Here is a 26,180-nt window from a genome sequence, read left to right as displayed (position 1 = left end):
GCCCCCACCCCGCCCTCCCCCAGCGGGGGAGGGTGTAAGAAAAGAAGCRGCGCGCTKCARCCGTGTCCCCTTGGTTTTGCTCCTTCCCCCGCTGGGGGAAGGTTGGGATGGGGGCCGACGGCGCTTGATGTGGGCCCGCCGGCCTCAATGCGCAATCGCGATCTTGCCGAAGTGCCGGCCGCCGGCACTGAGTTCGGCATAGGCCGCGGCCGTGTCGGCGATGCCGAACACGCGGTCTATCACCGGCACGATGCGGTGCGCGGCGATGGCGCGCGCCGCCTGCGCCAGGTCGGCCACCGAGCCGGTGCTGTTGCCCACGATGCGCAAGGCCTTCACGATGACGGGCAGCAGGTCGATGGATGCCGCCGTGCCGCTGACAAGGCCGACCGTAAAAATCGTGCCGCCCATGGCCGCTGCATTGATGGACCGCGTGAAGGTGGCCTGGCCCACCGTTTCCACCACCAGGTCCGCGCCGCGCCCGTCGGTCAGCTTGAGCACCTGCGCGTCCCAGGCCGGCGTGGCGCGGTAGTTGATCAGATGGTCCGCGCCCAGCCCGCGTGCCCGTTCCAGCTTTTCATCGGACGACGAGGCAATGATCACCGTCGCGCCCGAGGCCTTGGCGAACTGCAGGGCAAAAATGCTCACGCCGCCGGTGCCCAGCAGCAGCACCACCGACCCCGGCCGCAGCGAGGCCGAGCGCACCGCGTTCCAGGCCGTGGTGGCCGCGATGGGCAGCGCCGCACCCTGCACAAAATCCAGGTGCGCGGGCAGGGCGACCAGGCTGGCGGCCGGCACGGCCACATAGTCGGCCAGCGAACCCTGCAGGGTGATGCCGCGCATCGCCGCCACATTGCGCGGTGTCATCGCGCCGTCCTGCCAGCCCGGCATGAAGTGCGGCACCACGCGGTCGCCGATCGCCAGGCCAAGGGACGCGGCGTCAACACCTTCGCCCAGGGCCAAGATTTCCCCCGCGCCGTCGGCCACCGGGATCATCGGGAAGCTCGCGCCCGGGAAGGCGCCGGTCGCGACCGCCACGTCCGCGTAATTCAGCGTCGCGGCACGCAGGCGCAGCAGCACTTCGCCGTGGCCGGGCTGGGGGTCGGGCAGTTCGGCCTGGCGAAAGGCGTTCAGGGAATGGGAGGTGAGCTGGATGGCTTTCATGGTCTTTGTGGTTTCTTGAATGAAGGAAAAAGGAAGAAAGCCAGTGTTATTTAGAATCAATCGGAGATAAACGCCAATTCGATTGATTCATTTAAAAGCCGGAGTGTTGAATGGATTTGCTGGACAGCATGAAGGTCTACGTGCTCGCTGTTGAGAAAGGCAGCCTTAGCGCCGCCGCCACGGCCAGCGGCATTTCCGCCACCATGGCCGGCAACCATCTGCGCACGCTTGAAAAACGCCTGGGTATGCAGCTGCTGAACCGCACCACCCGGCGCCAGCACCTCACACCTTTCGGCGAGGACTACTACCAGCGCTGCAAGGAAATCCTGCGGCTGGTCGCCGAAACCGACGAGCAGGCGCAGAAGCTGCAGCTCGCGCCGGCCGGCAAGCTGCGCATCACCGCACCCGTGTCCTTCGGCACCGAAGCCTTGATGCCCGCCTTGTCGGACTACCTGGAGCGTTATCCGCAGGTCAGCATCGACCTGGTGCTGAGCGACCGCGTGGCGGACTTGCTCGAGGAGGGATTCGAGGCCGCCATCCGCGTCGGCCCCGTGCCCGATTCAGCCCTCATCGCCAGGCCGCTGGCGCCTTACCGGCTGATGATCTGCGCGTCGCCCGCCTACCTGGCGCGCCGGGGCACACCGGCCAGGCCCGACGAGCTGAGCCAGCATGAGTGCCTGTCTTTCTCGCCCTCCGCCGCGGCGCATTGGCGCCTGGAGGACCAGGAGCACATCTGCCGCGTGCCCGTGTCGGGCCGCCTGCAGGTCAACCAGGGGCAGGCGCTGCGGGTCGCGGCATTGCGGGGCATGGGCATCGTGCTGCAGCCGGCCATCCTGCTCGAAGACGACGTCCGCGCCGGCCGGCTGGTGCAGCTCTTCCCGCAGCATCAACTCGCCACCCGGCCCATGAGCGTGCTCTACCTGCCCGACAGGTACCGCTCGCCCAAGCTGCGCAGCTTTGTGGACTTTGTGGTGGAGCGCTTCAAGTAGGGCCCGCTTACCCGTCTATCTGCCTACTTGTCCCCGTCGGGAAAGTACGGCGCGTCCTGTATCGCCGTCAGCGGCAGGTAAAAGGTTTTCACCGGTACCAGCGGCGGCTGTTTCACGGACGTCGCGCGTCCGGCCGCTATGTCTGCGGCTTCTTCTTCGCTGGGGCGTTTGGCCTCAGCCAGCGCGGGCCGTATGCAGGCCGAGCGTATTCTTTCCAGGGCTTTTTCCGGCAGCTCCTTGCGCGGGCCAAAGCGGCTGCCGTCCACATACAGTACCTCGTCGTCTTTCAGCGTGGCAAGCTGGCTTAGCGGCGGGCTGCCAAATGCCCGGTTGTAGCCCACGCGCAGCGTGTTTGCATCACCGCGCCGGTACTGCACCACGCGCATCCGCTTGGGCTCCCCGTTGGCATCCACCTCCGCGTCGCCTATATAAAAGTAGCGCACCTGCGCCGCCGGCAGGGGCGGCAGCTTGTAGCTTGAAGACCAGCCGTTGTGGCCGTCCTTGAAGAGCCGGCGCAGGCTGGTGGGCACGGCCTCGTCGCTGCCCGTGGCAAACGCGACCGACACCGCGCGCGAAAGCGAATGGCCATGGAAGTCAAACTCCACGCCCTCTTTCTGGCTTCCCACCGGCCGGCCGGGAACGGGTAAGACGGGGAAGACCGCACCGTTCAGCCGTACCTCCTCCAGGCGCACACCGTTGCCTTCGGCCTTCCAGCGCCCGCCGGCCAGCATGTCGAGCGAGCCGCCCATAAAGCTGAAGCAAAAGGTGTTGTCGTCCAGCAGCATCAGCTGCGCACGCGAATCCACCGAGCCCTGGGTGTAGCCGCCCACAAAGGGTTTCTCAGCCGCCGTCAGGGCCTGGGCGCCGGCCAGCGGCAGCAAGCCGAGGGCGAAGGCGGCAAGCGTGGTGCAAAGCGGCTGAGAAGGAGAGAGGGAGAGCGGGCGCATGGGCAGTCAGTCCGGTAGGGCGAAGCCATGGAATGTATTACAGCGGGGTGTTGGGTTGAAGATACAAATTGATACAAATAATGGGGGCCGAAGTAAGGCTTGGCGCGAGGGCAATTTCGAGGTTTTCGTGGGGCGGGCGGTCGTGGTTTCAGGGGGAGAAATCAGTGTGACTCGACACAGTTTTGCCCAAGCGCATGTCCCACGATCATGGGATTGCTGAAATACATTTTGAAACATATAGTACGTTTCGATAAGGTTTAACCCTCATCAAAAGCCATTGAGTAGTGCTTTCTTCTGATCCCACGGCACGCCGTACGAAAGAGAAAATGTTGTTGCGCAGCACAAAAACCAGCCACAGAACACTGTTTGTTCTGGTTTCTTCCCTCTACGTTCTGCCAGCCGTTGCGCAACAGATTCGCCCCGACGCCGGGACCTTGCTGGAGCCCAACCGGCAGATTCCCACCGTTCCCGCCACCGGGGGCACTGCTCCGGTAGCTGTGCCCCAAGCGCCGGCCGCCACGGGATTCGACAGAAGCGTGCAGCTCACCCCCGCGGCCTTCCGCTTTCAGGGCAACACCGTTTTCAACGAGGCACAGCTGGCCGGCATCGTCGCCCCGTTTGTGGGCAAGCAGACCGGCATGGAAGGCCTGTTCGAAGCGGCGGCCGCGGTTCGGCGGTATTACCGTGAGCATGGCTACCTGCTGACGGAAGCCTACCTGCCGGCGCAAAAGTTTTCAGAGTCCGGCGGCACGGTGCTGATCCAGGTGCTGGAAGCCCGCCTGGGCAAGGCGCGGGTCGTCATGGAAGGCTCGGGCGTTTCGGAAGCACTGGCCACGCAAATCGTGCAGACGCAGCTCGTACCGGGCAGCCTGATCACCGTCGACCAGCTCGAAAAACCCGTTCTGTTGCTGCGCGACCTTGCGGGCATTGAAGCCACCGCCACGGTTGAGCCGGGCGCCGCCGAGGGCGAGGCCGACATCGTCGTCAGCGTCAAGCCCGCAGGCCCGAAGTTCGCCGCCGTGCTTGGGCTGGACAACATGGGCGCACGCAGCGCCGGGCGCATCCGCAGCTATGTCGATGCCAGCGTCAACAACCTCACCGGCCGCGGCGACGTGCTGTCGGCGCGTGCGCAAGTCTCCGAGCGTTCCGGCTCGGAGCTCTACCGTCTCGGCTACAGCACCACCGTCGGCGGCTACGCCACCCGGCTGGGCGTCAATGCGGCCCGCGCTGAATACACACTGGGCAAGGAGTTCGCCGCCCTCGGCGCCAGCGGCCAGGTAGACGTGCTGGCCTTCTCGGTCACGCAGCCCATCATCCGCTCCCGCACCGCCAACCTCTACGCCGAACTTTCCGCCGAGCGCAAGACCCTTGCCGACCGCACCACCACGCCCGCCACCGCCAACGACAGGCGTATCCATAACGTGCGGCTGGGCGTCGTGGGCAACTTCATCGACCACATGGGTTCCGACGCATTCAGCAGCTACGCATTGAGCCTCACCCGCGGATCGCTCCGCATGGATGCGGCCACCCAGGCGCTTGACCAGAGCGTCTTCGGCCTGCGTACCGCGGGGTCCTTCAGCAAGGTCAACGTCGAGCTGCAACGCACCATGTTTGTGTCGGCAGCCGGGCGTGTCAATGTCTCGGTGCAGGGGCAATACGCCTCCAAAAACCTGACCTCCGCGGAAAAGTTCTCGCTGGGCGGCCCCACCGGCGTGCGCGGCTATCCCGTCGGCGAGGCACTCGGAGACAACGGCGCAATCGTCACTGTCGAATACCGCCACCAGCTGCCCGACCTGGGCACCAAAATCCCGCTCTTCGGCTCCGTGTTCTACGACTGGGGCAAGGTCAGGTTCAACCGTTCAGGTTCGCCACTTGCCACGCCGGCCACCCCGGCCACCCAGACGCTCAGCTCCGTCGGTATCGGCCTGTCTGCGGGCACGGTGGGCGATTACCTGGTCAGCAGCCACCTTGCCTGGCGCACCGGCAGCGCCGTGCCGACGATGGAGCCCGACAAAAAGCCGCGGCTCTGGCTGTCCCTGCAGAAGTGGTTCTAGCCGCACAGGCCACAGCTAGCCGCAGCTAGCCGCAGCCAGCCCCCAGCCTCTCTTTCTCTTCTCTTTTCTTTTAGCCAGTGCCCTCCTTACGTTGGAGATACCCATGACCCCCTGCCAAGCCCCGCGTGTTCGCCGCTACCGTTTTTCCGTCCGTACGGTGGTCGTGCGCCTGTCGCGAAAACTCAGGGCAACCTACCGCATTCGCACGGGGCCGTGGCTGTCGCATTTGCTGATGGCCGTGCTCTCGGTGACCGTGCCTTCGCTGGCCAGGGCACTGCCCCAGGGCGCCGTGGTCGAGGCCGGAGCGGCCACGGTCAGCACACCCACCGCATCGTCGATGGTCATCAACCAGACAACGTCCAAGGCCGTGCTGGGGTGGCAGGCTTTCAGCATCGGCCAGGGGCAGTCGGTCCAGTTCATCCAGCCCAACGCGGCTTCGGTGGCCTTGAACCGGGTGTGGGGCGGTGACGTTTCTTCCATCTTCGGCACCCTGACTTCCAACGGGCAGGTCTTCCTGCTCAATCCCGCGGGCGTGGTGTTTGCACCGGGCGCGCAAGTGAATGTGGGCGGGCTTGTAGCGTCTACCCTGAACCTGAGCAACGCCGACTTCATGGCCGGCAAATACCAGTTCAACCAGTCCGGCGCTACCAGCGGCAGCGTCGTGAACTACGGAAGCATCCAGGGCGGCTACGTGGTGCTGGCGGCTCCCAACGTTGCCAACCACGGCAGCATCTCGGCGCCCGGCGGCTCCGTGGGGCTGCTGGCCGGCTCGCGCGTCTCCGTGGACCCCACAGGCGGCGGCCTGGTGAAATTTTCGGTTGACGCGGCAGCGGTCGATGCGGTGGCCTCCAACACTGGAACCATTACGGTAGACGGCGGCCACGCCGCGGTGCTGGTTTCGTCTTTGGGCGACACCTTCTCCACCGTGATCAACCAGAGCGGCGTGATACGCGCCAACTCTATCTCCAACCAGAACGGCACCATCGTGCTGGACGGCGGAGCTACCGGCATCGTCAAGGTCAGCGGCACGCTGGAGGCCAGGGGCGCGCAGGCGGGCGAAACCGGCGGTACCGTCAAGGTGCTGGGCGAGCGCGTGGGGCTGATGGACGGAACAAGAATCGACGCCAGCGGTGACGCCGGCGGCGGCACGGTGCTGGTGGGCGGCAACTTCCAGGGCAAGGGGACGGAGCGCAACGCCAAAGTCACCTTCGTGAGTGGCGATGCCAGTATCGACGCCAGCGCCAAAACCACCGGCGACGGCGGCAAGGTCATCGTGTGGGCTGATGATACGACCCGTTATTACGGTGCGATCAGTGCCAAGGGCGGCGCGAGCAGCGGCAACGGCGGCTTCGTCGAAGTCTCGGGCAAGGGCAACCTGGCCTTCAACGGCGCCGTGGACACCGGCGCGGCCAATGGCATGGCCGGCACGTTGCTGCTCGATCCGACCAACATCACCATCAGCAACGGCCCCGGCGCGGATGATGGGCAAGTCAGCGATCTCGCTGTCGCCTTTGGGGACGGCGGCGCTGTTGATTTCACGATCGGCAAGGCGGCAATCCAGAATGCTGTCGGAGACGTGGACCTGCAGGCGACGAACAACATCACGGTCGGCGCAAACATCAACAAAAGCAATGGCGGCCTGACGTTGAAGGCCGGCAACGACGTCATTGTGAACGGGAACATCACCGCATCGGGAGCCATTACCCTGAATGCGAACTCTATTTCCGGCGGCGCTACGGGAGTCGGGAAGGTTACGGTGGCTGCCGGGACGACGGTGACCGGCTCCAACGTCTCTGTGACAAACGACTTCAGTTCGGCGACCAACACCATCAACGGCAGTTTGGTGGCCACCAACAACGTCACGTTCTTCGGCGGCGATACCACCCTGGGCGCAGGCAGTTCAGTCACCGCGTCCTTTATGAATGTCAACGCGCAGTCGGGCAAGACCGTGAGCCTTGGCGCGTCGAACGTGATTGGCGATACAACCAATCTGGCGGTAACCGGCGGCACGTTCGCGATGGGAGCGTTCAGCGACACGGTGGCCAATGTCACGCTCACCGGTGGTTCGATTACCGGCGCCGGCGGCGTCCTGACCGCCAGCAGCTACACCCTTCAAAACGGCAGCATCAGCGCCATTCTCGCCGGTACGGGCGGTCTGACCAAGACAACCACCGGCACCGTCACACTGAGCGGCGCCAACACCTACATGGGTGCTACCAGCATCAACGCCGGCGTGCTGAACATCCAGAAGGCCACTGCGCTGGGTGCGCCCTCTGGTGGCACAACGATCGCCAACGGCGCGGCATTACAGATTCAAGGCAGCCTCAGCATAGCCGAAGCCATCACAGCCACTGGCACTGGCGTCAGCAATACAGGCGCTATCCGCAACATCTCCGGCACCAGCGACTTGTCGAGTGCAGTCACTTTGACGGGTGCGAGCAGCATCAATTCGGATTCCGGCTTGCTGAGGTTTTTCGGCGGCATCACAGGAACCAACACCGGGCTGACTTTAGGTGGCAGCGGCAATATCCTGGTTGGGTCGGCCATCACGACTGGATCAGGAAGCTTGACCAAGCTCGACGCCGGGACCGTGACGCTCAGCGGCGCCAACATCTACACCGGTGCTACCAACATCAACGCCGGTGTCGTGAACATCCAGAACGCCAGCGCGCTTGGCACCACGGGCGGCGCCACCACCATTGCTGCCGGCGCCGCGCTGCAGGTGCAGGGCGGTATCTCGGTAGGCGAGGCCATCACAGTCACCGGCACCGGCGTCAGCAGCACCGGCGCAATTCGCAACATCAGCGGCGGCAACACCTTGACGGGCGCAATCAATTTGGCGGGAGCGAGCACCATCAATTCGGATTCCAGCACGTTGATCATTAACGGCGCCATCCTGGGAACCAACACCGCGCTGACTGTGGGTGGCAACGCCAATATCGTGATTGGGTCGGCTATCAACACGGGTACGGGTACCCTGACTAAAGTCGACGCCGGGGCCGTGACGCTCAGCGGCAGCAACAACTACACCGGTGTGACCACCGTCACCAACGGCACGCTTCTGTTGAATGGCGGCCTTGCCATCAACGACGCGGGCGCCGTCGTCGTGAACGCTGGAACGCTGCAGCTGAACAGCAACGAAATCATTGGCTCGCTGGCCGGCGCTGGCGGCACGGTGACCCTGGCCGCAAGCACCCTCGTCACCGGCGGCGACAACAGCTCGACCACGTTCTCCGGCGCCATTTCTGGCACTGGTGGCTTGATCAAGCAGGGCACGGGCAATCAAACCCTGGCTGGTGCATCCAATTACAGCGGCGGCACCACCATCGGCAACGGCCAGCTCACGCTTGGCAATGCCACGGCCGCCGGCACGGGTGCCATCGCAGTCGGCGGGAAAACCTTGAACGTGAACGCGACGGTGACCAACAACATCACGGCAAGCAACGGCAGCACCCTGGGGAACACCGCCGGTGCCGGCGTGATTGCCGGCAACGTCACCTACAGCGGCGGCGGCAGCTCCACCTTGTCGTCGACCGGCACGAGCCTCAAAATCACCGGCAACGTCAGCGGCGCCCAGCAATTGACGACCGCGGGCAACATCGAACTTGCCGGCGGCAACGCCTACAGCGGCGGCACCAACATCGGCGCAGGCAGCGTACTGACGATTTCGAGCTCCACGGGCGCCGGCAGCGGCACGGTTGCTGTCGGTTCCGGCACGCTGGCGCTCAACGGCTCGGACATGGGCAATAGCGTCAGCGTCAACGGCGGCACCATTCGCGCCACGAACGGCGTCGTGACCGGCACGGTCAACCTGATCGGCGACGCGACGCTGGCCACCACCGCGGGCGGCGACTCGCTGGTCATGGCCGGCGCCGTCAGCGGCAGCGGCAATGTGACCAAGACGGGCGCGGGCACCACGACACTCACGGCTAGCAACAGCTACACCGGCACCACAACGGTCAGCGCGGGCACGCTGAGTGTGACTGGGAATGCCCTGGCCGACAATGCCGCGACGACGGTCGCCGCGGGCGCGACGCTGACACTGACGGGCAGCGAGACGGTGGGCTCGATCGCGGGTGCGGGTAACGTCGTTCTCGGCGGTGCGCTTACCGCGGGCGGCGACAACACCTCGACGACGCTGTCAGGCATCGTCTCAGGCGCAGGCGCCTTGAACAAGGTTGGAACGGGCGCTCTCACGCTCACAGCCAACAACACCAACACCGGTGCCATCAACGTCAACGCCGGCAGCCTGGTCATCAGCGGCCCAGCCGCCGACGTCGGCAGCGGCGCGATCACTGTGACCGGCTCGCTGGTTGTGAACGATGGTGCGGTGGTGAGCAACAACATTTCCGCAGCGGGCGGCAGCACCTTGGGCAACACCTCGGGGACGGGTCGGATCGACGGCAACGTGGCCTTGACCGGCAACGCCACACTGTCCGGCACCGGCACCGGCCTGGACGTCTACGGCAGGATCAGCGGGGCCAACCAGGTGACGACGGCGGGCAACGTCATGGTCGCCAACGCCAACACCTACAGCGGCGGTACCACCATCGGTGCCGGCAGCGTCTTCACCGTCTGGAATCACGCAGGCGCGGGCACTGGCGCGATCGATGTCGGATCCAACACGCTGGTGCTCATTGGCGGCACCAACATGGCCAACAGCGTCAGCGTCAACGGCGGCACCATCCGCGGCACGACCGCCGCCATGACCGGCGCGGTCAACCTGATCGGCGACGCCACACTGGCGACTACCGCGGGCGGCGACACGCTGGTCATGTCCGGCGCCGTCAGCGGCAGCGGCAACGTGACCAAGACGGGCGCGGGCACCACGACACTCTCCGGTACCAACACCTACACCGGCACCACAACGGTCAGCGCGGGCACGCTGAGCGTGGCCGGGAATGCCCTGGCCAACAATGCCGCGACGACGGTTGCCGCGGGCGCGACGCTGGCACTGACAGGCGCCGAGACGGTGGGCTCATTGGCCGGCGCCGGCGCGGTGACCCTGGGTACGAATACCCTCACCACTGGTGGCGACAACACCTCCACCATCTTCTCCGGTGTTGTTTCGGGAACCGGTGGGCTGACCAAAACCGGCACGGGCACGCTGAACCTGTCCGGCAACAGCTCGTATACCGGCAGCACCACCGTGAATGCCGGCACACTCCAGGTCACAGGCACCAACGCGTCCTCGGCCATTGCCATCAACAACACCGGCACACTGCGCCTCGGCGCGGCTAATGTCCTCGCCAACACGGCCGGCGTGACGATTGCCACCGGCGGCACGATGGACCTGAACGGCTTCAGCGACACCGTCCTCACCGCGGGCATCAACGGCACGCTGACGGGAACCGGCACGCTGCAGGCCACTACCTACAACATGAACGGCGGCACCGTGGCCCTGGGCTCCGCCCTTGGCACCGGCACGCTGAACAGCACGCTTGCGTCCACCTTGAACGGCACCGCCGCCGTGACAACCGTCAACGTCAATTCCGGCACGCTGACGCTGGGCAACACAGTCAACCGGCTCACAGGCGCCGGAGCCGCCATCACGATTGCCGGCGGCGCCACGCTGAATACCGGCGCGGCATCGCAGAACCTGGGCGGTGGCACTGCTGTGGTCGTGAACAACGGCGCACTGGTCACCACGGCCGCCATCGGCGCGACGTCCGTGGCGGGCACGGGCACCGCCAGCCTGGGCGGTGGCGTCTTCACCACCGGCGCACAGACATACGGCGCGGTCACGCTGACCAACGACGCCGTCCTGGCCGGCAGCAATGTCACCGTCAACGGTACCGTTAGCGGCGCCAACAATCTTGTCGTCAACAGCACCGGGGCCACGGCCTTCAATGGCGCGGTCAACATTGCTTCATTGGTGACGGACGCCGGCGGCACGACAAGCCTGGGCAATGTGACGACCACCGGGCAACAGAATTACGGCGACAACGTCACCCTGAACGGCAGCTACGCCACCACCAACAGCCTCTTCATCGTTGGCGGCACCACAACCCTGGCGGGGACCTCATCGGTCAGCACCGGTTCAGGTGCCGTCAACTTTGGCTCTACCGTGGCCGGCACGGGCGGCACCGAGTCTTTGACCACCACCAACACCGGGCCCCTCAGCTTTGGCGGCGCCATCAGCAACCTCACCAACCTGACCATTGCCGGCGGCCCCACAGCCGTGTCGCTGCCCACCACCACATTGAGCGGCACGCTTGACGTGACGACTTCCGTCGCCCTGACGCAGACCGGCGCGGTTACGGCCGCAGTGGTACGCGGCGTGTCGACCGGGCAGTTCAATCTGAGCAACGCGGGCAATGCCATCGGTTCGCTCGGCCCGATTTCCGGATCCAGCGTGCTGGTGACCGACAGCGCTTCCGGGTTGTCCCTGGCTGGCCCCGTGACCGCAACTTCGGGCACTGTGGGCATTCAGACCACCGGCACCCTGGCCATCGGCGCCAACGCTGTGCAAGGCGCCACCGGCGTCTCGCTGACCTCCCTGGGCGCAGGCGGTGACATCACCTCCGCCGCGGGCGGCACGGTGACGGCCACGGCCGGCAACGTCGCCATGAGCGCAGGCCAAAACATCACCCTGGGCGCTGCGGTCAGCGCCAACGGGGCGGGTGGCACGGTCGCACTCGGCATTGGTGGCTCAACTGCCGGCGCGTTTGCTACAACGGCCGCCATTGCGTCCAATGCAGGCACCACCATCAGCGGTGGCAGCAACAGCGACAGCTTCGACTTCAGCAGTGCGCCGGCTTTCAACGCAACCGTCTCAGGCGGCGCCGGCACCAACACGCTCACCGGCCGCAACACCACCGCGTCCTACACCCTGACCGGCACCAGCGCCGGTAACGGCGACGGGCTCACCTTCTCAGGCATCAACACCTTGACGGGCGGCACGGCAAGCGACACCTTCACCCTGGCTTCCGGCGCCACCTTCGGCGGCACCGTCGCAGGCGGGGGCGGCACCGACACGCTGGCCGCAACCGACGGCACCAACACCTGGGCCGTCACCGGCAGCAATGCAGGCACGCTCAATGGCGCGACCTTCAGCGGCATCACCAACCTGACCGGCGGCAGCGGCGCCGACACCTTCGTTTTTGCCAACGCGGGCTCTGTCACCGGAACCGTTACCGGCGGCGCAACGGCCTCGGTGGACACGATTGACCTGAGCGCCAAGACAGGGGCAGTCGGCATCAACACGCAAACCGGCGTCGTCACAGGCTCGGCGGGTATCAGCGGCATTGAAGCCCTCACAGGCAACGGCGCCAACACCACCCTCACCAGTGCGGCCTTCAGCCTCACCGGCGCCAACAGCGGCACGGCAGACGCAGGCATTGCCTACAGCGGCGTTGCCAACCTGCAAGGGGCGGCGGTGGCCAACACCATCGCCGGCAACGGCGGCAGTGTCACCGGCACCATCACAGACGGCGGCGCGGGCACAACCCTCTCCGGCACCATCACCAGTGCAGGCGCGCAAACCTTCAACGGCCCTGTCACCCTGGGTGCGGCCACCACGCTTGCCGCAGGCAGCATCAACCTCACCGGCACGGTGGGCGGCGCGCAGGCCTTGACCCTCAACAGCAGCGGCGCCACCACGCTAGGCGGCGCCGTCAACGTGGCGTCCCTGGCGACGAATGCGGCAGGTACCACCGCCATCGGGGCCAACGTCACCACCACCGGCGCCCAGAGTTATGGCGACCCCGTCACGCTGACGGCCAACGCCGTATTGGCCAGCACAGGCGGCGCCATCGGCTTTGCCAGCACCGTCAACGGCGCCCAGACATTGACGGTAAACACGACGGGTGCCACCAGCTTTGGCGGCGCTGTCGGGGCAACGACCGCGTTGACCTCGCTAACCACCAACGCCGGCGGCACCACCAGCCTGGCCGGCAACGTCAAAACCACCGGCGCGCAAAGCTACGGCGACAACGTGACCGTGTCACCCGGCGTCACCGTCACCAGCACCGGCGGCGGCAACATCAGCTTCCTGGGCACCCTGACAGGAGGCGTCACCATCGCCACCACCGGCACCATCGTCCAGCCGCCGCCACCGCCAGTGGTACCCGCGATTGCTTCAGGTGCGGGCAGCCTTGCCGGCTCCGATGCTTCGCGGCTGACCAGTGTCATCGCCGCGGCAGAAGGTGACCTGGCCAATGGCGGCAGCCGTGAAGAAAAGTCACTGCCGGCCGGCAATGCACTGCTTCACGGGTCTTTGGCCGACTTGCAGAAGATGAAGGCGCCGCTGGACTTTGGCGCCGGCACGATTCTCCGCTCCACGTGTTCATTGGATCAAGGCGGCTGCCAGTAAGCAGATGATTTCAGGCGCGGGGATAAGCGGGCCTGCCGGCTCGCGCCTGGGTGCAGGCGCGAGCGCCTGTCTCGGGCCGTCAGGTCTTCACGCGCCGGAACAGCTCCGGATAGTCCAGCACAAGGCCGTCTTTGTCCACCGGTAGTTCAGCCTTGAAGCCGGTTCCATCGAGGTTCTCAAAAAGATACAGCCTGTCGCGCACCCGCGTGTAGGCCTGTGGCTGCGGCTTGACCGTCAGCTCCGTCCCCAGCACCCAGGCCATGCGAAAGCTGCGCCGCTCCCCCACGGCCAGGGGCTCGCGAAGGATGGGAAAGCTGTTGGTAAACGGCGTGGGCCAGATGTCGATGTCCAGGCATCCGTCCAGATCAGCCAGCGGCCGGCCCTCGCCATCCTGCCAATGACCCTTGCCGTCGGTGCGCAGGCTCAGCAGCCGGTTGACGCCGGCTTTGGCCAGAAAGAAGTCGGCACTGCGAAGCTGCCAGGCCTCGTCCCAGTAAAGCCGGTAGGCCAGGCGGAAGGGCTCGTCATCTTCATCGACCGCCAGCACCACGCTGTCAGCCTGGCCCTGCGCCAGCAACAAGTGCTCCAGCCCCAGGCCTGGCGAAGCAGGGTTCCACGTGGGCTGCCAGCAGATCGTTCGAAATGAAGGAGAGGTTTCGTTCACCATGGGCATGACCCTTTCGAAGGGCCACCATTGTGCGCGGGGAGGCGCTTGGCTGCCAGTGCCCGCCGCTCGAGACTTGTCTACAAACGTAAGCCGCGCGCACTAAGGCACAAAGCGCGAAGCCACAAACGCCAGCCCGCCCCACAGCAGCGCCGTCACCAGCCGGTTTCTTTCGTTTTCATGGTGCGTGAAGAACAGATGGCCCAGCAGGCTGGTGATGCCTTTGAAACCAAACAGCAACCCTGTGAGGGAGGCTGCACCCAGATACACCCCATGCACCCATAGCGGAATCGACAAGAACACATAGGCCATGCCGCGCGATGGATACACCAAGTACATGCCAAGGAGCAGCGAAGCCTCAAAAACCGGCACGGCCACCAGCGCGGCCAACAGCCGCCAGCCCAGGCCTTCGCTTTCATCCGCTGCCGAAGGCCGCTTGCGCAAATAAGGGAGTCGGTTCATGGCCAGGTATTGGGTTGTTTTTTGACAGTGTGAACTATGCGGCACCAGGGCGCTAGCCAGGCAAACGCAGGCCGCGCAAACGCCGGTGCGCTGCGTCTTCGAGGTCGAGAGGTTGTTGTTGCTTGGCCTTCAAGTAGTGGTTGGTGAACACGTCAAGGTAGGCCTCAAGTATCTCGGCCACATGGACCTCCCCGGCCAGCGCCAGGCACAAGGCCGCGACTTCCGAGGTGCAGAAGTGCTCGTCGCGCTGCGAGCGCCTTAACTTGTAGCGCGAGAGCTGCTCGCTCTGCAAACTCAGCACCGGCAGCTTGTCGAGGTAAGGGCTTTTGCGAAACATCTTTCGCGCCTCGGGCCAGGTCGCGTCCAGCAGCACAAACAGCGGACGCTTGCCCGGCCTGCCGTCGCTTGAATCAGGCGGCAACACCTCCGTCACCACCCGCTCCGCCGCCACAAACTCGCCGGGGAAGACCAAGTAGGGCTGCCACTGCGGGTCCGCCAGCAGGGCGATCAAGCCAGGGTCCACCACGGTGCGCGCCCACTCAAACGCAAAGGTGTCCGCCACCACATCGGCAATCAGCCAGCCGGTATTGCTGGGCTTGAGCGCCTCGATGTCGGCCATCACCAAGCACACACCGGCACGCACACCCGGCACGGCTGGCCGCAGCGAGCACATGCAATGGCTGGGAATCAACCGGCAAGCGGCACAACGTTCATTGCGCGGACCGCCGCGGGCCAGAAAAGGTTTGGAGGCGCGCGCCAGGCGGGCGGTGCGCAGGCGGGAGACGGCGTGGGGCATGGAAGGGTTTGGCGAAGGCGAGCGCGCTGGTTACTTATCCCAATCGTAACGTGCCCTGATGCTGCCTATGCCTATGCCTATGCTGATCCGATCAAACGAGCCATGGTTACATGGCACGTAGTTCAAGAGCGATATTCGACACCCTTTCCACAATGTCTCGAAGCACCGGAAATTCAACTCCTTCTGCATGCGCCTGATGCAGAAATAGGCTCATGACTTCTGAGTTTTTGAGTGCAGTACTAGGTTTCTCGTGACCGCATCTGATGCAGCATTCGTTCCGCAAAGTGTCATATCTCTCGTTCAAAGTTGTCCGCAAATAGGTTTCGATATCATCTTCAAAAAAAGCGCATCCCGCAGAAACCTCAGTAGGCGGAAAGTCAATTACATTCGCATTTCCTAACCGCAAAAGTGTCCGATTCGTTGCAGCACCTTCTGCTTTGGTTTTATCGCCATCGAATAGAAAATACGTCGGGATCCCAAACCCTTGAAATGCCACGACGGCTCTATCAATATTGTTCTTCCCCATCACTGGGACCACAACTACCCCTAGTTCATCCCATTTCTTCTTCATGAACAGCTGCATTGCCCACAGTGCGGCAACGTCGGAATCGCCCTCGACGACCACTGCCACATCGGCAAAAAGTCCCTCGTTAACTAAGGAGTTCAGAACTGGTGAAGCCCGCGCGACAAAAGTTGCGGCTGTAAATCGCTCAGGAGGTAAGCCGGTGACCATGGCAAGGCGTCCCGCGGCTTCTGCTCGTGTGAAGGTGGTAAAGGTCGTTATTCTTGGATGACCCGGCTCTGCGGGCGGTCCTTTGCGACACATGCGGACCTCATCAAAATTTTCCACGTTTACGAAGTATGGAGAATGAGTAACGCACACTATCTGTGTGCTCGGGAGTTCGAGGCTAGCCTCTGTTTTTGACAGTTCCCGAAGAATTCTTGCAAGATATCGGCTACGTGCAGGATGCAAATAGAGTTCGGGCTCTTCAATTGCGAGAATTAGATCCGGAAGGCGAGTTGGCTCGATGGCTACCTCCGCTCGGTCATCTGTTCTTTCGGCCGGGCGAGATTGCATCATCGACAGCTGCTCGAGCAACGCGAGAATCAGAGCCCGTTGAAGTCCATGTCCCGTGTATCTAATCGGCACTTTGAAGTTGTCTTCGGAGATGCTAACCACAGCATCCGGCAAGGGGATCGTAGGGGGTATCAGTTCCTCAAAGTCAATTGATAGCTCGGATCCTGGCGCGTACCTCTCCAATCTTGCCGTTACCAGTTTCCCTAATTCTGCTAACTCTGGAAGATTTTCTTTGCCATAGAGTTCACGAGCCTTCGTCTCGAACTCTTGTTTGAACTCTTGAAAATCGCGACGACTATTAATGCTTCTGGTGACGATCAACTCTAGGAGCTGTGCGATTGCACCTCTCTTCTCCATCTCCGCCGCTGCGTCACGAACTGCTGGAACTAATACGAATTTGGTGAATTTATCAAGCTTGCCTCCGCCCACATTGCGAGGGCCTAGAAACTGCGTTTCGCGCTCGATAGGCTGCGTAAGCTCCGGATGTTTTGCCTCATAGGCATCCATTGCCTGATCAACTTCCTCCGACCTTCTAGGAATATCACCGAAGTTAGGAAACTCACCTGCGTCTAATTTTTGCTTAAGACCGGCTCTCTTGTCGTTGGCACCGAGCTTTCGCAGTTCTGAGAATGCCGCTATTTGCGGCACGGTTCCAAAGTAACGCGCACCTCCTTGATTAATTACTTTCGTTACCGTGAGTTTTCCATCCTGCACATAACTTCCAAAGGCCGCAAGTTCGTCAGGTCTCAAAGCCGAATAGGTAATTCGAATTCGAATACTGGTATCGACTTGTTGATGGTTGTAGTAGTCGAGATATGAATATTGAACAGCGATGTTGTAGAAGGATTCCAGCGCATACAGAACGGTTGATTTTCCAACTCCATTTCGTCCGAGAAATGTTGTTATTCCGCCTAGGCTAACCTCCCCCCTTTTTATCGATCTAAAGTTCTCTACGTATATTTTTTCAATCTGCATGATTTCCCTCCGCTTAGGTCAATGTTGTTACGGGACTCTCGCTGGCTATTGGCGAAGGGTGATATTCCGCGAATGTTTTCATTCAAACTTCATGAGCTCGAGCGTCTCTCTCATACGGTGCGTCCGCATATCCAAACTCTGCCACTTGTTGCAGGTATCTCGGAATGTATGAAGCAACTGAACCCGCCTGCTCATACTGGCAGACATGGCGACATTCGTGGGACAGGAGTCGCTGAGAGTTGTATCCATTACGAAGGTAAATTCCATATCCCAAAGTCAAGCCAATCATGTTGGGGCCGAGCAATCCCGCGCTCAGAGCTACCTGCCGAAGTTGCAAGTCTTCCGGCAATGGGAGTTGCTCTACGAGCAGGACGCGAATCTTCTCTGGGTAAGTAACGCCGACACTTCGCGCGAGCAAAAGCTCAGATTCAGATAGCTCTTTCCCAAACTTAATGATTTCACACTCCTGTCTTTCTACCCACGCAATGGCTGCGGGTAAAAGAAAGGGAAGAACCGAAGCAAGGTCAGATTTCATAGGTATGAATCGATTCCGGGTTGCTTGCTACCACCGAGAAGACTTGGATCAAGATTTTTATCTCTCAATCTTTTTGCAGCGAACCCACTTACCAGTTCCGAGAAAGACATAGCGGCCGCCAAGATGGAAACGAAGAGCGGAAACAAGGCGGCTTGGCGCTGCTTTTTGACTAGCTCCCGGGCATAGCTAGCACTCCCATTGTTCTTGAGCACGCCACACAACACGCGGACCTCTTCGTCTGTGAACTTTGAGCGATTGGGCTGCTCATCAGCGTTGGTCGAACAGTCCGTCTTCTGAAGGGGCTCAGAGAAAGGAGGCCAAACAGGCCGGGCCTCGTTCTCGCTAATAGTCAACCAACGGTCAGTTGCCTTTACCTTGACAAAGGCCATGTCCAGGAACGCAAGAGAAGCGCTGAGGAAGATCACGGGCACAAGCAGCACAAATGACGCGAGCCAAACACGTTGTGCAAGCGTTGACGGCAAATCATCCACCCGTATCTGCCGCTTATCTGGATCGAAGTACCGGCCTGCCATGCGTAGCGCAAACATCTCCACCTTGCGAAGCTCTGTCCACCGAATAAGCTGTCTTGCCTGCTCGAGATTACTTACCGGGACGCCGGTGATGAACCGGAAAGACATCAAACTGTTTTGCTCATTGATGAAGGCCTTGATCTCAGGGTCGGCAATTTCCTGGTTGCCATGAACCAGTTGCCACAACCGGTGAATCAAGGCATGGCGTGACTCGGTCCGCCATATAACCCACAAGAAGAGTAGAACGAGGCCTCCTGGGGCAAGAGTTCCCAGGGCATTGGAGATGGTGGAGAGCGCGGTTAAGTCCATCGAGGACTCGCAATCGAACGGAGGAAACGAATAGGAGCGGGCATGTAAGGTAATTGCTAGCCAACACTTTGTGACAACCATCATGAACCTGAAGTGGTCGCGGAGCTAGGGTCCTTCTGCGCTTCAAGTAGCCAGAACGCATTCATTTCGCCGGTGAATAATCACCAAAACACCCACGCAGTACGATTTCTCCGCTTTCCCCCACCTCCCTTGTCCTACGCGGCCGCCCCATGCGGCGGGCTTAGCGTGTCCTTTTAAGGAGAGACACCATGAGCCAACAGCAACAGGATTTCAAAACATTCATGCAAGAGCGGCAGCAGGTTGCGGCCGCTTATGTGAGCGGCGACGCGGTACCGCTGGGGCGCATCGTGGCGCAGCAGTCACCGGCCAGTTTTATGAGCCCGGGCGGCGGTGTCGTGAAGGGCACCCAAGCCGTGTGGTCGCGTTATGAGAAGGATGCCGGCCGGTTTGAGCCGGGCAGCACGACCGAACTCGAGATCATCGACATGGCGGCGGGCGACACCGTCGCCTACTGGACGGGTATTCAACAGGCGCAGGCGCGCATGAAGGGCCAAGCCGAGCCCGTGGCGAACAAGCTGCGCGTGACGGAGGTGTTCAGGCGCGAAGGCGATTCATGGAAGCTGGTGCATCGGCATGCGGACCCCCTGGCCGAAGCCAAGACGTCGCGGTGATAACGCTGGAACAGCGCCCCACGCTTTTCCCTTCGTGTCATGCGTGCCCCCGAGGCTGTTGTGTTGTTTGCTTTTTGGGGCTTAGCCTCTGCGTGCTGCCAGGCGGTAAGCCACCACCAGCACGATCGCCCCCAACACTGCCGCAATGAACCCGGCCGTCTCGCCGTTGCGATACCAGCCGACGGCCATGCCCACGTAGTTGGCGATGAATGACCCGACGATACCGATGAGCGTGGTGATGATGAAACCCCCGGGGTCGCGTCCGGGTATCAAGAGCTTGGCGACAAGGCCGATGAGGAAGCCGATAAGAATGGTCCAGAGAATGGTCATGGGTGTGCTTGGTGCGGGATTGCTGGTGGGTGGGTGGCGGGCAGGCGGGTTTGCCTGCCTTGGCCAGCATGGCGGGGCCGGGAGGTGCGGCTTATCGGCGGGGAATCCGCGGGGATGTAGGAGAAGGACTTTGCTCCTTCCCCCGCTGGGGGAAGGTTGGGATGGGGGCTGGCTGCGCTCGAGTTGCACCGAGGCTGATCAAAGGCCGCTGGCCCCCACYCCTGCCCTCCCCCAGCGGGGGAGGGAGCTGAATCTGGGAGAGGCGCTGTGATTGTGTTGCTCCTTCCCCCGTTGGGGGAAGGTTGGGATGGGGGCCGGCTGCGCTTGAGGTTGCGCCGGAGCTGGTCAAAGGCCGCTGGCCCCCACTCCTGCCCTCCCCCAGCGGGGGAGGGAGTTGAAAGCGCTCAGGCCACCTTGACGTTGATGCGGCGCGGCTGTGCGTGCGCGGCTTTGGGGATGCGCAGCTTGAGTACGCCGTGGGTGAGCTCGGCCGTCACGTTCTCGGTGTCCAGTTCCTTGCTGAGGCTGAAGACGCGGTGAAAACGTCCCAGGCCGACCTCGGTGTGGCTGGACTGCAGGCCTTCGGGCGCGGCCAGGGCGGACTCGGCTTCGATGGTCAGGGTGTCGGCCTCGACCTGGAGCTTGAGGTTCTCCCTGGGCACGCCGGGAAGGTCGGCATACAGGGTGATGCCGGTGCTGTCTTCGAGCACGTCGACGGGCGGCGTGAGGGTGGCATTGGTGTAGCGGGCGGATTGCCGCCCTTGCTGCTGCTGCCGCGTGACCTCGGCGGATGGCGATGCGCCGTTCTGCATGGCGTTGTTGCTGCTGTTGTTGTTGAAGCTGCCGACATTGCGGCCGGTGTCGTTGGTGGTTTGGGTGGATTTACCGAACATGGTTGACCTCCTTGTCTGTCTTCAAGTCATGTCATTAATGGATGGTGATGCGGCGTGGCTGGGCGGCCGCGCGGCGCTGGATGCTGATGTGGACCAAGCCGTCCTTGAAGCTGGCCTCGACGGCGTCGGGGTCGGCGTCTTCGGGCAGGCTGATCACGCGGCGGAAGCTGCCGGCGAAGCGCTCGTTGATGTGCAGCGTGGACTGCGCGCCGTCTTCAGGCAGCTGCGACTTGCGCTCGCCGGCGATGGTGAGCATGCCGCGCTCGAGGTCGATCTCAAGTGTCTTGGGATCGACGCCGGGGGCGAAAGCATAGACCTCCACGGTCTGCGGCGTGCCGCCTATGTTGAGGGCGGGAAAGCCGCTGCGGCCGAAGCCGCGGATGTTGGGAGACAAGTCGAGGGCCTGCTGGATCTCACGTTGCAGGCGGTCCATCTCCCCGAACATGTCGTAGGGAAACAGCGATCGAAACATGGCGATTACCTCCATTCAGGTTGAACATGGTCATTCAATGAAGGGGCGCCGGACCGGCGGCTCAGCGCCCGGATGGAGGAAGTAGGAATTCGCCGGAAAATTTCAAGAGGGGTGTTGCGGCTTTTGCGTTTACCTGCGTTTGAAGTGTTTTGTTGCAGGCTCGGCCTGGGCTGGTTTTTCTCCTTCCCCCGCTGGGGGAAGGAGTCAGAAAAGAAGCCTGCGATTGGGGCTTGCTCCTTCCCCCGCTGGGGGAAGGTTGGGATGGGGGCTGACGGCGCTCGAAGTTTCGCCAGGTGTTCAAAGGCCGCTGGCCCCCACCCCTGCCCTCCCCCAGCGGGGGAGGGAGTTCAATCGGGGAGAGAGGAAAAGAAGCTGGCGCTAGCCCGCAAACAGTTCGGTCATGAACTGCGTCGACTTCAGCCCGGTCCCGGTCAGCAGCACCACCGTGGTCTCATTCCCCTTGATGGCGCCCGAGGCGTGCAGGACATCGAGCGCCGCGGCGGCCGAGGAGCTCGTGGGTTCGGCGTACAGGCCGGTGGCGGCCAGGCGGCGGACGGCGGTGGCGATCTGTTCTTCACTCAGCGCCACGGTCCCGCCGCCCGATTCGCGCAGCGCTTTGAGCAGCTCGGCCAGGCGTATCGGCCGCTTGATGGCCGTGCCTTCGGCGATCGTGGGTTTGACGATGCGCTCCACCGGCCCATCACTACCGGCCTTAAAACTCGCGTCAATCGGCGAGCAGTTGAGCGGCTGGGCCGCGAAGAGTTTCGGCAGCTTCTTGATCTGGCCGGAGGCCAGCAGCTCGCTGAAGCCGATGTGGCAGCCCAGCACATTGCTGCCGGCGCCGCAGGGAATGATGATGTTGTCGGGCGCCTTGAAGCCCAGGTCTTCCCACAACTCATAGGCGATGGACTTGGTGCCCTGCAGGAAGAAGGGGTGCCAGTTGTGGCTGGCGTAAAAGATGTGCTCCGACTGGCGTATGGCCTCGTATTCGGACTCCTCGCGCGGGCCTTCGACCAGCTGCACCTCGGCGCCGAAAGCGCGTATCTGCGCAACCTTGGGCAGGGGTGTGTAGGCGGGCGCGAGGATCTTGACCTGCATGCCGGCTGCGGCGCCGGCGGCGGCAATCGCCGCGCCGCCGTTGCCTGAGCTGTCTTCCAGGATGTGGCCGACGCCCAGCTGCTTGAGGAAAGACACCATGACACTCGCGCCGCGGTCCTTGAAGCTGCTGGTCGGGTTGAACCATTCGAGCTTGAACAGCGGCGACAGCCCGCCCCAGGGTTTTTCGACCAGGGGCGTGCAGCCTTCGCCCATGCTGGCGCTGCTGTTGATTGCCAGCGGCAGCGCGGCACGGTAGCGCCACAGCGAGCGCTCGCGCGTGGCTACGTCATCGCGGCTGATGCCGGGCAGCGCGCTCAGCATCAGCGGGTTGCCGTCGTCGGAGCGCCAGCGGCGGTCGGTGAGCGGGTAGTGTTTGCCGGTGCGAGGATCGATGTAGTGCGGCTGCATGGGGCTTGGTTCAAAGTCCAGAACTTGGATAATATATCCAGTACTGGATAAATCGTCAAATTGCCCTTCCCACTCCGGCTCCCTCCCCCGCTGGGGGAGGGTTGGGGTGGGGGCCAGCGGCCTCCAGATCCGCACACTGCGATACGATGGTCAACCAGACAATTTGTCTGAATTCGGAAACCACCGCCATGCCCAAGACACCCGCCAAGCAAGCCGCCCAGCCCAGCAACAAGCACCTGCTCGCCGAGCTCAAGAACATCGCCGAAGGCCTGGGCAAGACCTTCGCGCCGTTCTGCGAGGTGGTGGTGCATGACCTCACGCATCCGAAAAACGCCATCCTCGCGATCGAGAACAACCTGAGCGGCCGGCGCGTGGGCCAGCCCGCGACCGAACTGGGCCTGGCGCGCATCCAGGACCCGGACTACCCCGCGGTGATCGCCAACTACGCCAACCAGTTCGCCGACGGCCGCAAGGTCAAGAGCACCTCGGTGGGCATACGCAATGAGGCCGGCGAGTATGTGGCGGCCATCTGCCTCAATGTGGACCTGACGCTGTTCAACGGCTTCCAGGCCGCGATGTCGCAGTTCACCGCGATTGAAAGCAGCGCCGTGACGGAGACGCTGGATGCGGCGAACGCCGACCGCATCCACCAGTGCATAGACGAGTTCGCCGCCGCGCGCGCCACCACTTCGCGCTCGCTGCGGCCTTCGGATCGCAAGCAGCTGGTGCAGGACTTGAAGAAGGCGGGCTACCTGGAGATACGGCGTGGGGCGGAGATTGCGGCTGCGCATATGGGGGTTTCGCGGGCTACGGTGTATAGCGACGCGAAGTAGGGATTCGGCGGCCGCTGGCCCCCACCCCAACCCTCCCCCAGCGGGGGAGGGAGTAAAACCTCTTGGCTCCCTCTTTCAGGGGGAGAGGAAACCTCTCTAGTCCCCTCTCCCTCTGGGAGAGGGTTAGGGTGAGGGCCGAYGGCCGAACAGAGGCAAAACCCTTACAAATCAAATCGCCAAAAACGCGCAGATAGGCGTCCTTGACCCGATGATGATGGGCGCTCCAGCCAGCGCGACAACACCAACGGAGGACGCCATGAAAACCACCCCCATCACCACAGGCCTGGGCCTGCTCACGGCGGCCGCGCTGCTGGCCGGTTGCGCCGGCGGCGCGGGCGACCCGATAAACACCAAGCCCAGCTACCTGGGCCCCATCACCATGGGGGTGTATGACGGCGGCAACGACGACCTGCTGACCGCCGGCCTGGGCAAGACCGGCCTGGGCGGCGCGGCGCCGCAGCCGGTGGATCCGCTGAACCCGACGGCGGCCGAGCTGCGGCGCATCGCGATCTACAACAACTACCGCGCCATCCTCGACATCTCGCCGGCCGGCGGCTACGGCACGCTTTACGGCCCGAATGTGGATGCGCGCGGCGTCATCACCACCGGCGAAGGCAAGATCGCCGGCAGCGAATTCATCGCCTACTCGGACGACGGCAGCGGCCGGCACAACGTGACCATGATGGTGCAGGTGCCGGCGAGCTTCAACCCGGCGAATGCCTGCATCGTGACCGGCACCTCCAGCGGCTCGCGCGGCATTTACGGCGCCATCGGCTCCTCGGGCGAATGGGGTTTGAAGAACGGCTGCGCCGTGGCCTACACCGACAAGGGCACCGGCAGCGGCATGCATGACCTGCAGAACAACACGGTGCACCTGCAGAACGGCCTGCGCGCCGATGCGGGTGCGGCCGGCGCGGCCTCCAATTTCACGGCCGCCTTGAGCCCGGCGGAACGCACGGCCTTCAACGCGGCGACGCCGAACCGCTTTGCCGTCAAGCATGCGCATTCGCAACAGAACTCCGAAAAAGACTGGGGCCGCTTCACGCTGCAGGCGGTGGAGTTTGCCTACTTTGTGCTGAACGAACGTTATGGCGCGCCCTCACGCGACGGCAGCGCGCGCCTGCGGACGCTGAACCCATCCAACACCATCGTGATCGCCTCCAGCGTCTCCAACGGCGCCGGCGCGGCGCTGGCGGCGGCCGAGCTCGATACGCGCGGCCTGATCAGCGGCGTGGCGGTCGGTGAGCCGCAGGTGCAGCTGGTGCCCGATGCGCGGCTCAGCGTACGGCGCGGCAACGCGGTGCTGGCCGGCACCGGCAGGCCGCTGTATGACTACACGACGCTGGCCAACCTGCTGCAGCCCTGCGCCGCGCTGCTGTCGCCGGCCACCAACGTCTTCAACACCATCAATCCGGCGATCGCCGCCAACCGCTGCGCCGCGCTCAAGGCCCAAGGCCTCGTCAACGGCAACACCCCGGCCGAACAGGCGGCCAGCGCCATGTCGGTGCTGCAGGCCGCGGGCTGGCAGCCCGAAAGCAACGACCTGCAGGCCTCGCACTATTCGTTTGCCACGCTGCCGGTAGCGCTGACCTATGCCAATGCTTATGGCCGCGCCGGCGTGCAGGACAACCTGTGCGGCTACAGCTTTGCCGCCACGGCCCCGGCCACCGCGCCCCTGCCCAATGTGCCGGTGCCCGCATCGGCCGCCGCGCTGGCGACTTCTTTCGGCACGGGCAACGGCGTGCCGCCCACGGTGGGCGTCAACATCGTCAACAACGCCAGCCTGGGCGGCCCGCTGCTCGATGCGGCCTCGGTGTCGGCCGGCAATGTGCAGGACTACAACAGCGCCGGCGCGCTGTGCCTGCGCGCGCTGGTCAGCACCAACACCCCCGACGCCCTGCGCGTTCGCGAGGGCATACAGCAAGTGCTGCGCAACGCCAACCTGCAGGGCAAGCCGGCCCTGATCGTGCATGGCCGTTCCGACACGCTGGTGCCGGTGGCCTTCACTTCGCGGCCTTACTTCGGCCTCAACAAGATGGTCGAGGGACGTAATAGCAAACTCTCCTACATCGAGGTCACCAACGCCCAGCACTTCGACGCCTTCCTGGGGTTTCCGGGTTATGGTGCGCGGCTGGTTCCGCTGCACCGCTATTTCATCCAGGCCATGGACATGATGTATGCCCACCTCAAGACTGGTGCGCCCTTGCCGGGGAGTCAGGTGGTGAGGACTCTGCCGCGGGGCCAGACTGGCAGCGTTGCCAATCCGATTACGTTGGCGAACGTGCCGGCTATCAAGGTGGTGCCGGACGTGGGGGATCGGATCACGTTTTCCAACAACGTGGTGACGGTTGCTGATTGAGGGCCGGGTCTTGCGCCGGCTGTCCGCGCTCCCTCTGCTCTCTTTGCTGAGAGCTGCTGGCCGGGGGTAGCCCGGCGGCTACTCACTTTTCTTTTGCTTCGCCAAAAGAAAAGTAAGCAAAAGAAAAGGCGACCCTGGTTGCTGCGTCCCTACGCTTCGCTGCGGGCAACCTGCGGTGCTCGGTCCAGACGGGGTCTCGCTAAACTCGCCTTCGGCTCAAACAACGCGATCCCTGATCCGTCTGGCCCTGCGCTCCTCGGCGCATCCACAAGGGGTGGGAG

The 26,180-nt window shown here is 63.4% G+C and carries 18 protein-coding genes; 6 read left to right on the top strand and 12 right to left on the bottom strand.

All coding sequences use genetic code 11. The features are described 5' to 3' along the window. Nucleotides 1–144 precede the first annotated feature (144 nt). Nucleotides 145–1,161: a zinc-dependent alcohol dehydrogenase family protein gene (locus AC1D0O_RS21280; RefSeq protein ID WP_477655485.1), complete on the bottom strand. Its 1,017-nt coding sequence runs from the start codon at nt 1,159–1,161 to the stop codon at nt 145–147. Between the two features lie 110 nt (nt 1,162–1,271). On the opposite strand from AC1D0O_RS21280, the gene AC1D0O_RS21275 reads away from it, so the two are divergent. Further along, nucleotides 1,272–2,150 (top strand): LysR family transcriptional regulator, encoded by an 879-nt coding sequence (locus AC1D0O_RS21275; RefSeq protein ID WP_477655484.1) that lies wholly within the window; start codon nt 1,272–1,274, stop codon nt 2,148–2,150. 23 nt (nt 2,151–2,173) lie between these two features. On the opposite strand, the gene AC1D0O_RS21270 is transcribed toward AC1D0O_RS21275, so the two are convergent. Beyond that, on the bottom strand, nt 2,174–3,097 hold the full coding sequence (locus tag AC1D0O_RS21270) for a hypothetical protein (protein ID WP_477655483.1): 924 nt from the start codon (nt 3,095–3,097) through the stop codon (nt 2,174–2,176). A 536-nt stretch (nt 3,098–3,633) separates the two neighbouring features. Here AC1D0O_RS21270 and AC1D0O_RS21265 point away from each other — a divergent pair. Beyond that, nucleotides 3,634–5,151 carry a ShlB/FhaC/HecB family hemolysin secretion/activation protein gene (locus tag AC1D0O_RS21265; RefSeq protein ID WP_477655482.1) on the top strand — a complete coding sequence of 506 codons (1,518 nt, stop codon included), beginning with the start codon at nt 3,634–3,636 and terminating at the stop codon, nt 5,149–5,151. Between the two features lie 103 nt (nt 5,152–5,254). Further along, nucleotides 5,255–13,465, top strand: a complete 8,211-nt coding sequence (locus AC1D0O_RS21260; RefSeq protein WP_477655481.1) for an autotransporter-associated beta strand repeat-containing protein — start codon at nt 5,255–5,257, stop codon at nt 13,463–13,465. A gap of 79 nt (nt 13,466–13,544) precedes the next feature. Here AC1D0O_RS21260 and AC1D0O_RS21255 read toward each other — a convergent pair whose 3' ends face one another. The 6 genes from AC1D0O_RS21255 to AC1D0O_RS21230 all read right to left on the bottom strand — a co-directional run bounded on the left by AC1D0O_RS21255 (nt 13,545) and on the right by AC1D0O_RS21230 (nt 18,814). Next, nucleotides 13,545–14,138, bottom strand: a complete 594-nt coding sequence (locus AC1D0O_RS21255; RefSeq protein ID WP_477655480.1) for a putative glycolipid-binding domain-containing protein — start codon at nt 14,136–14,138, stop codon at nt 13,545–13,547. A 93-nt stretch (nt 14,139–14,231) separates the two neighbouring features. Then, complete coding sequence (locus tag AC1D0O_RS21250; RefSeq protein ID WP_477655479.1) at nt 14,232–14,591, bottom strand: hypothetical protein; 360 nt, start codon at nt 14,589–14,591, stop codon at nt 14,232–14,234. Nucleotides 14,592–14,643: 52 nt separating this feature from the next. Further along, a complete protein-coding gene (locus AC1D0O_RS21245; protein WP_477655478.1) occupies nt 14,644–15,387 on the bottom strand; it encodes a tRNA-uridine aminocarboxypropyltransferase in 744 nt (247 codons plus the stop codon). Nucleotides 15,388–15,493: 106 nt separating this feature from the next. Continuing rightward, a complete protein-coding gene (locus AC1D0O_RS21240; protein WP_477655477.1) occupies nt 15,494–17,440 on the bottom strand; it encodes an ATP-dependent nuclease in 1,947 nt (648 codons plus the stop codon). 82 nt (nt 17,441–17,522) lie between these two features. Beyond that, nucleotides 17,523–17,975, bottom strand: a complete 453-nt coding sequence (locus tag AC1D0O_RS21235) for a hypothetical protein (RefSeq protein ID WP_477655476.1) — start codon at nt 17,973–17,975, stop codon at nt 17,523–17,525. After that, nucleotides 17,972–18,814, bottom strand: coding sequence for a DUF6216 family protein (locus AC1D0O_RS21230; protein ID WP_477655475.1), 843 nt, complete (start codon nt 18,812–18,814; stop codon nt 17,972–17,974). Before AC1D0O_RS21230 ends, AC1D0O_RS21235 begins: the two co-directional genes overlap by 4 nt. Nucleotides 18,815–19,083: 269 nt before the next feature. Here AC1D0O_RS21230 and AC1D0O_RS21225 point away from each other — a divergent pair, with 269 nt between their 5' ends. Beyond that, nucleotides 19,084–19,506 carry a YybH family protein gene (locus AC1D0O_RS21225; protein WP_477655474.1) on the top strand — a complete coding sequence of 141 codons (423 nt, stop codon included), beginning with the start codon at nt 19,084–19,086 and terminating at the stop codon, nt 19,504–19,506. A gap of 81 nt (nt 19,507–19,587) precedes the next feature. Here the strand turns inward: AC1D0O_RS21225 and AC1D0O_RS21220 are convergent, their stop codons facing one another. The 4 genes from AC1D0O_RS21220 to AC1D0O_RS21205 all read right to left on the bottom strand — a co-directional run bounded on the left by AC1D0O_RS21220 (nt 19,588) and on the right by AC1D0O_RS21205 (nt 22,707). Beyond that, entirely contained in the window at nt 19,588–19,836 is a 249-nt protein-coding gene (locus AC1D0O_RS21220; protein WP_477655473.1) for a GlsB/YeaQ/YmgE family stress response membrane protein, read from the bottom strand. A 404-nt stretch (nt 19,837–20,240) separates the two neighbouring features. Then, nucleotides 20,241–20,648 (bottom strand): Hsp20/alpha crystallin family protein, encoded by a 408-nt coding sequence (locus AC1D0O_RS21215; protein WP_477655588.1) that lies wholly within the window; start codon nt 20,646–20,648, stop codon nt 20,241–20,243. A 115-nt stretch (nt 20,649–20,763) separates the two neighbouring features. After that, on the bottom strand, nt 20,764–21,201 hold the full coding sequence (locus tag AC1D0O_RS21210) for an Hsp20/alpha crystallin family protein (protein WP_477655472.1): 438 nt from the start codon (nt 21,199–21,201) through the stop codon (nt 20,764–20,766). Nucleotides 21,202–21,579: 378 nt separating this feature from the next. Then, entirely contained in the window at nt 21,580–22,707 is a 1,128-nt protein-coding gene (locus AC1D0O_RS21205; RefSeq protein WP_477655471.1) for a threonine synthase, read from the bottom strand. Between the two features lie 188 nt (nt 22,708–22,895). Between AC1D0O_RS21205 and AC1D0O_RS21200 the strand changes: the two genes are divergently transcribed. Beyond that, complete coding sequence (locus tag AC1D0O_RS21200) at nt 22,896–23,540, top strand: helix-turn-helix transcriptional regulator (protein WP_477655470.1); 645 nt, start codon at nt 22,896–22,898, stop codon at nt 23,538–23,540. A gap of 256 nt (nt 23,541–23,796) precedes the next feature. Continuing rightward, nucleotides 23,797–25,899 (top strand): D-(-)-3-hydroxybutyrate oligomer hydrolase, encoded by a 2,103-nt coding sequence (locus AC1D0O_RS21195; protein ID WP_477655469.1) that lies wholly within the window; start codon nt 23,797–23,799, stop codon nt 25,897–25,899. Nucleotides 25,900–26,180 lie beyond the last annotated feature (281 nt).

The organism is Polaromonas sp. P1_F2, assembly GCF_056405735.1.
This window is presented reverse-complemented; position numbering and strand designations above follow the sequence as displayed.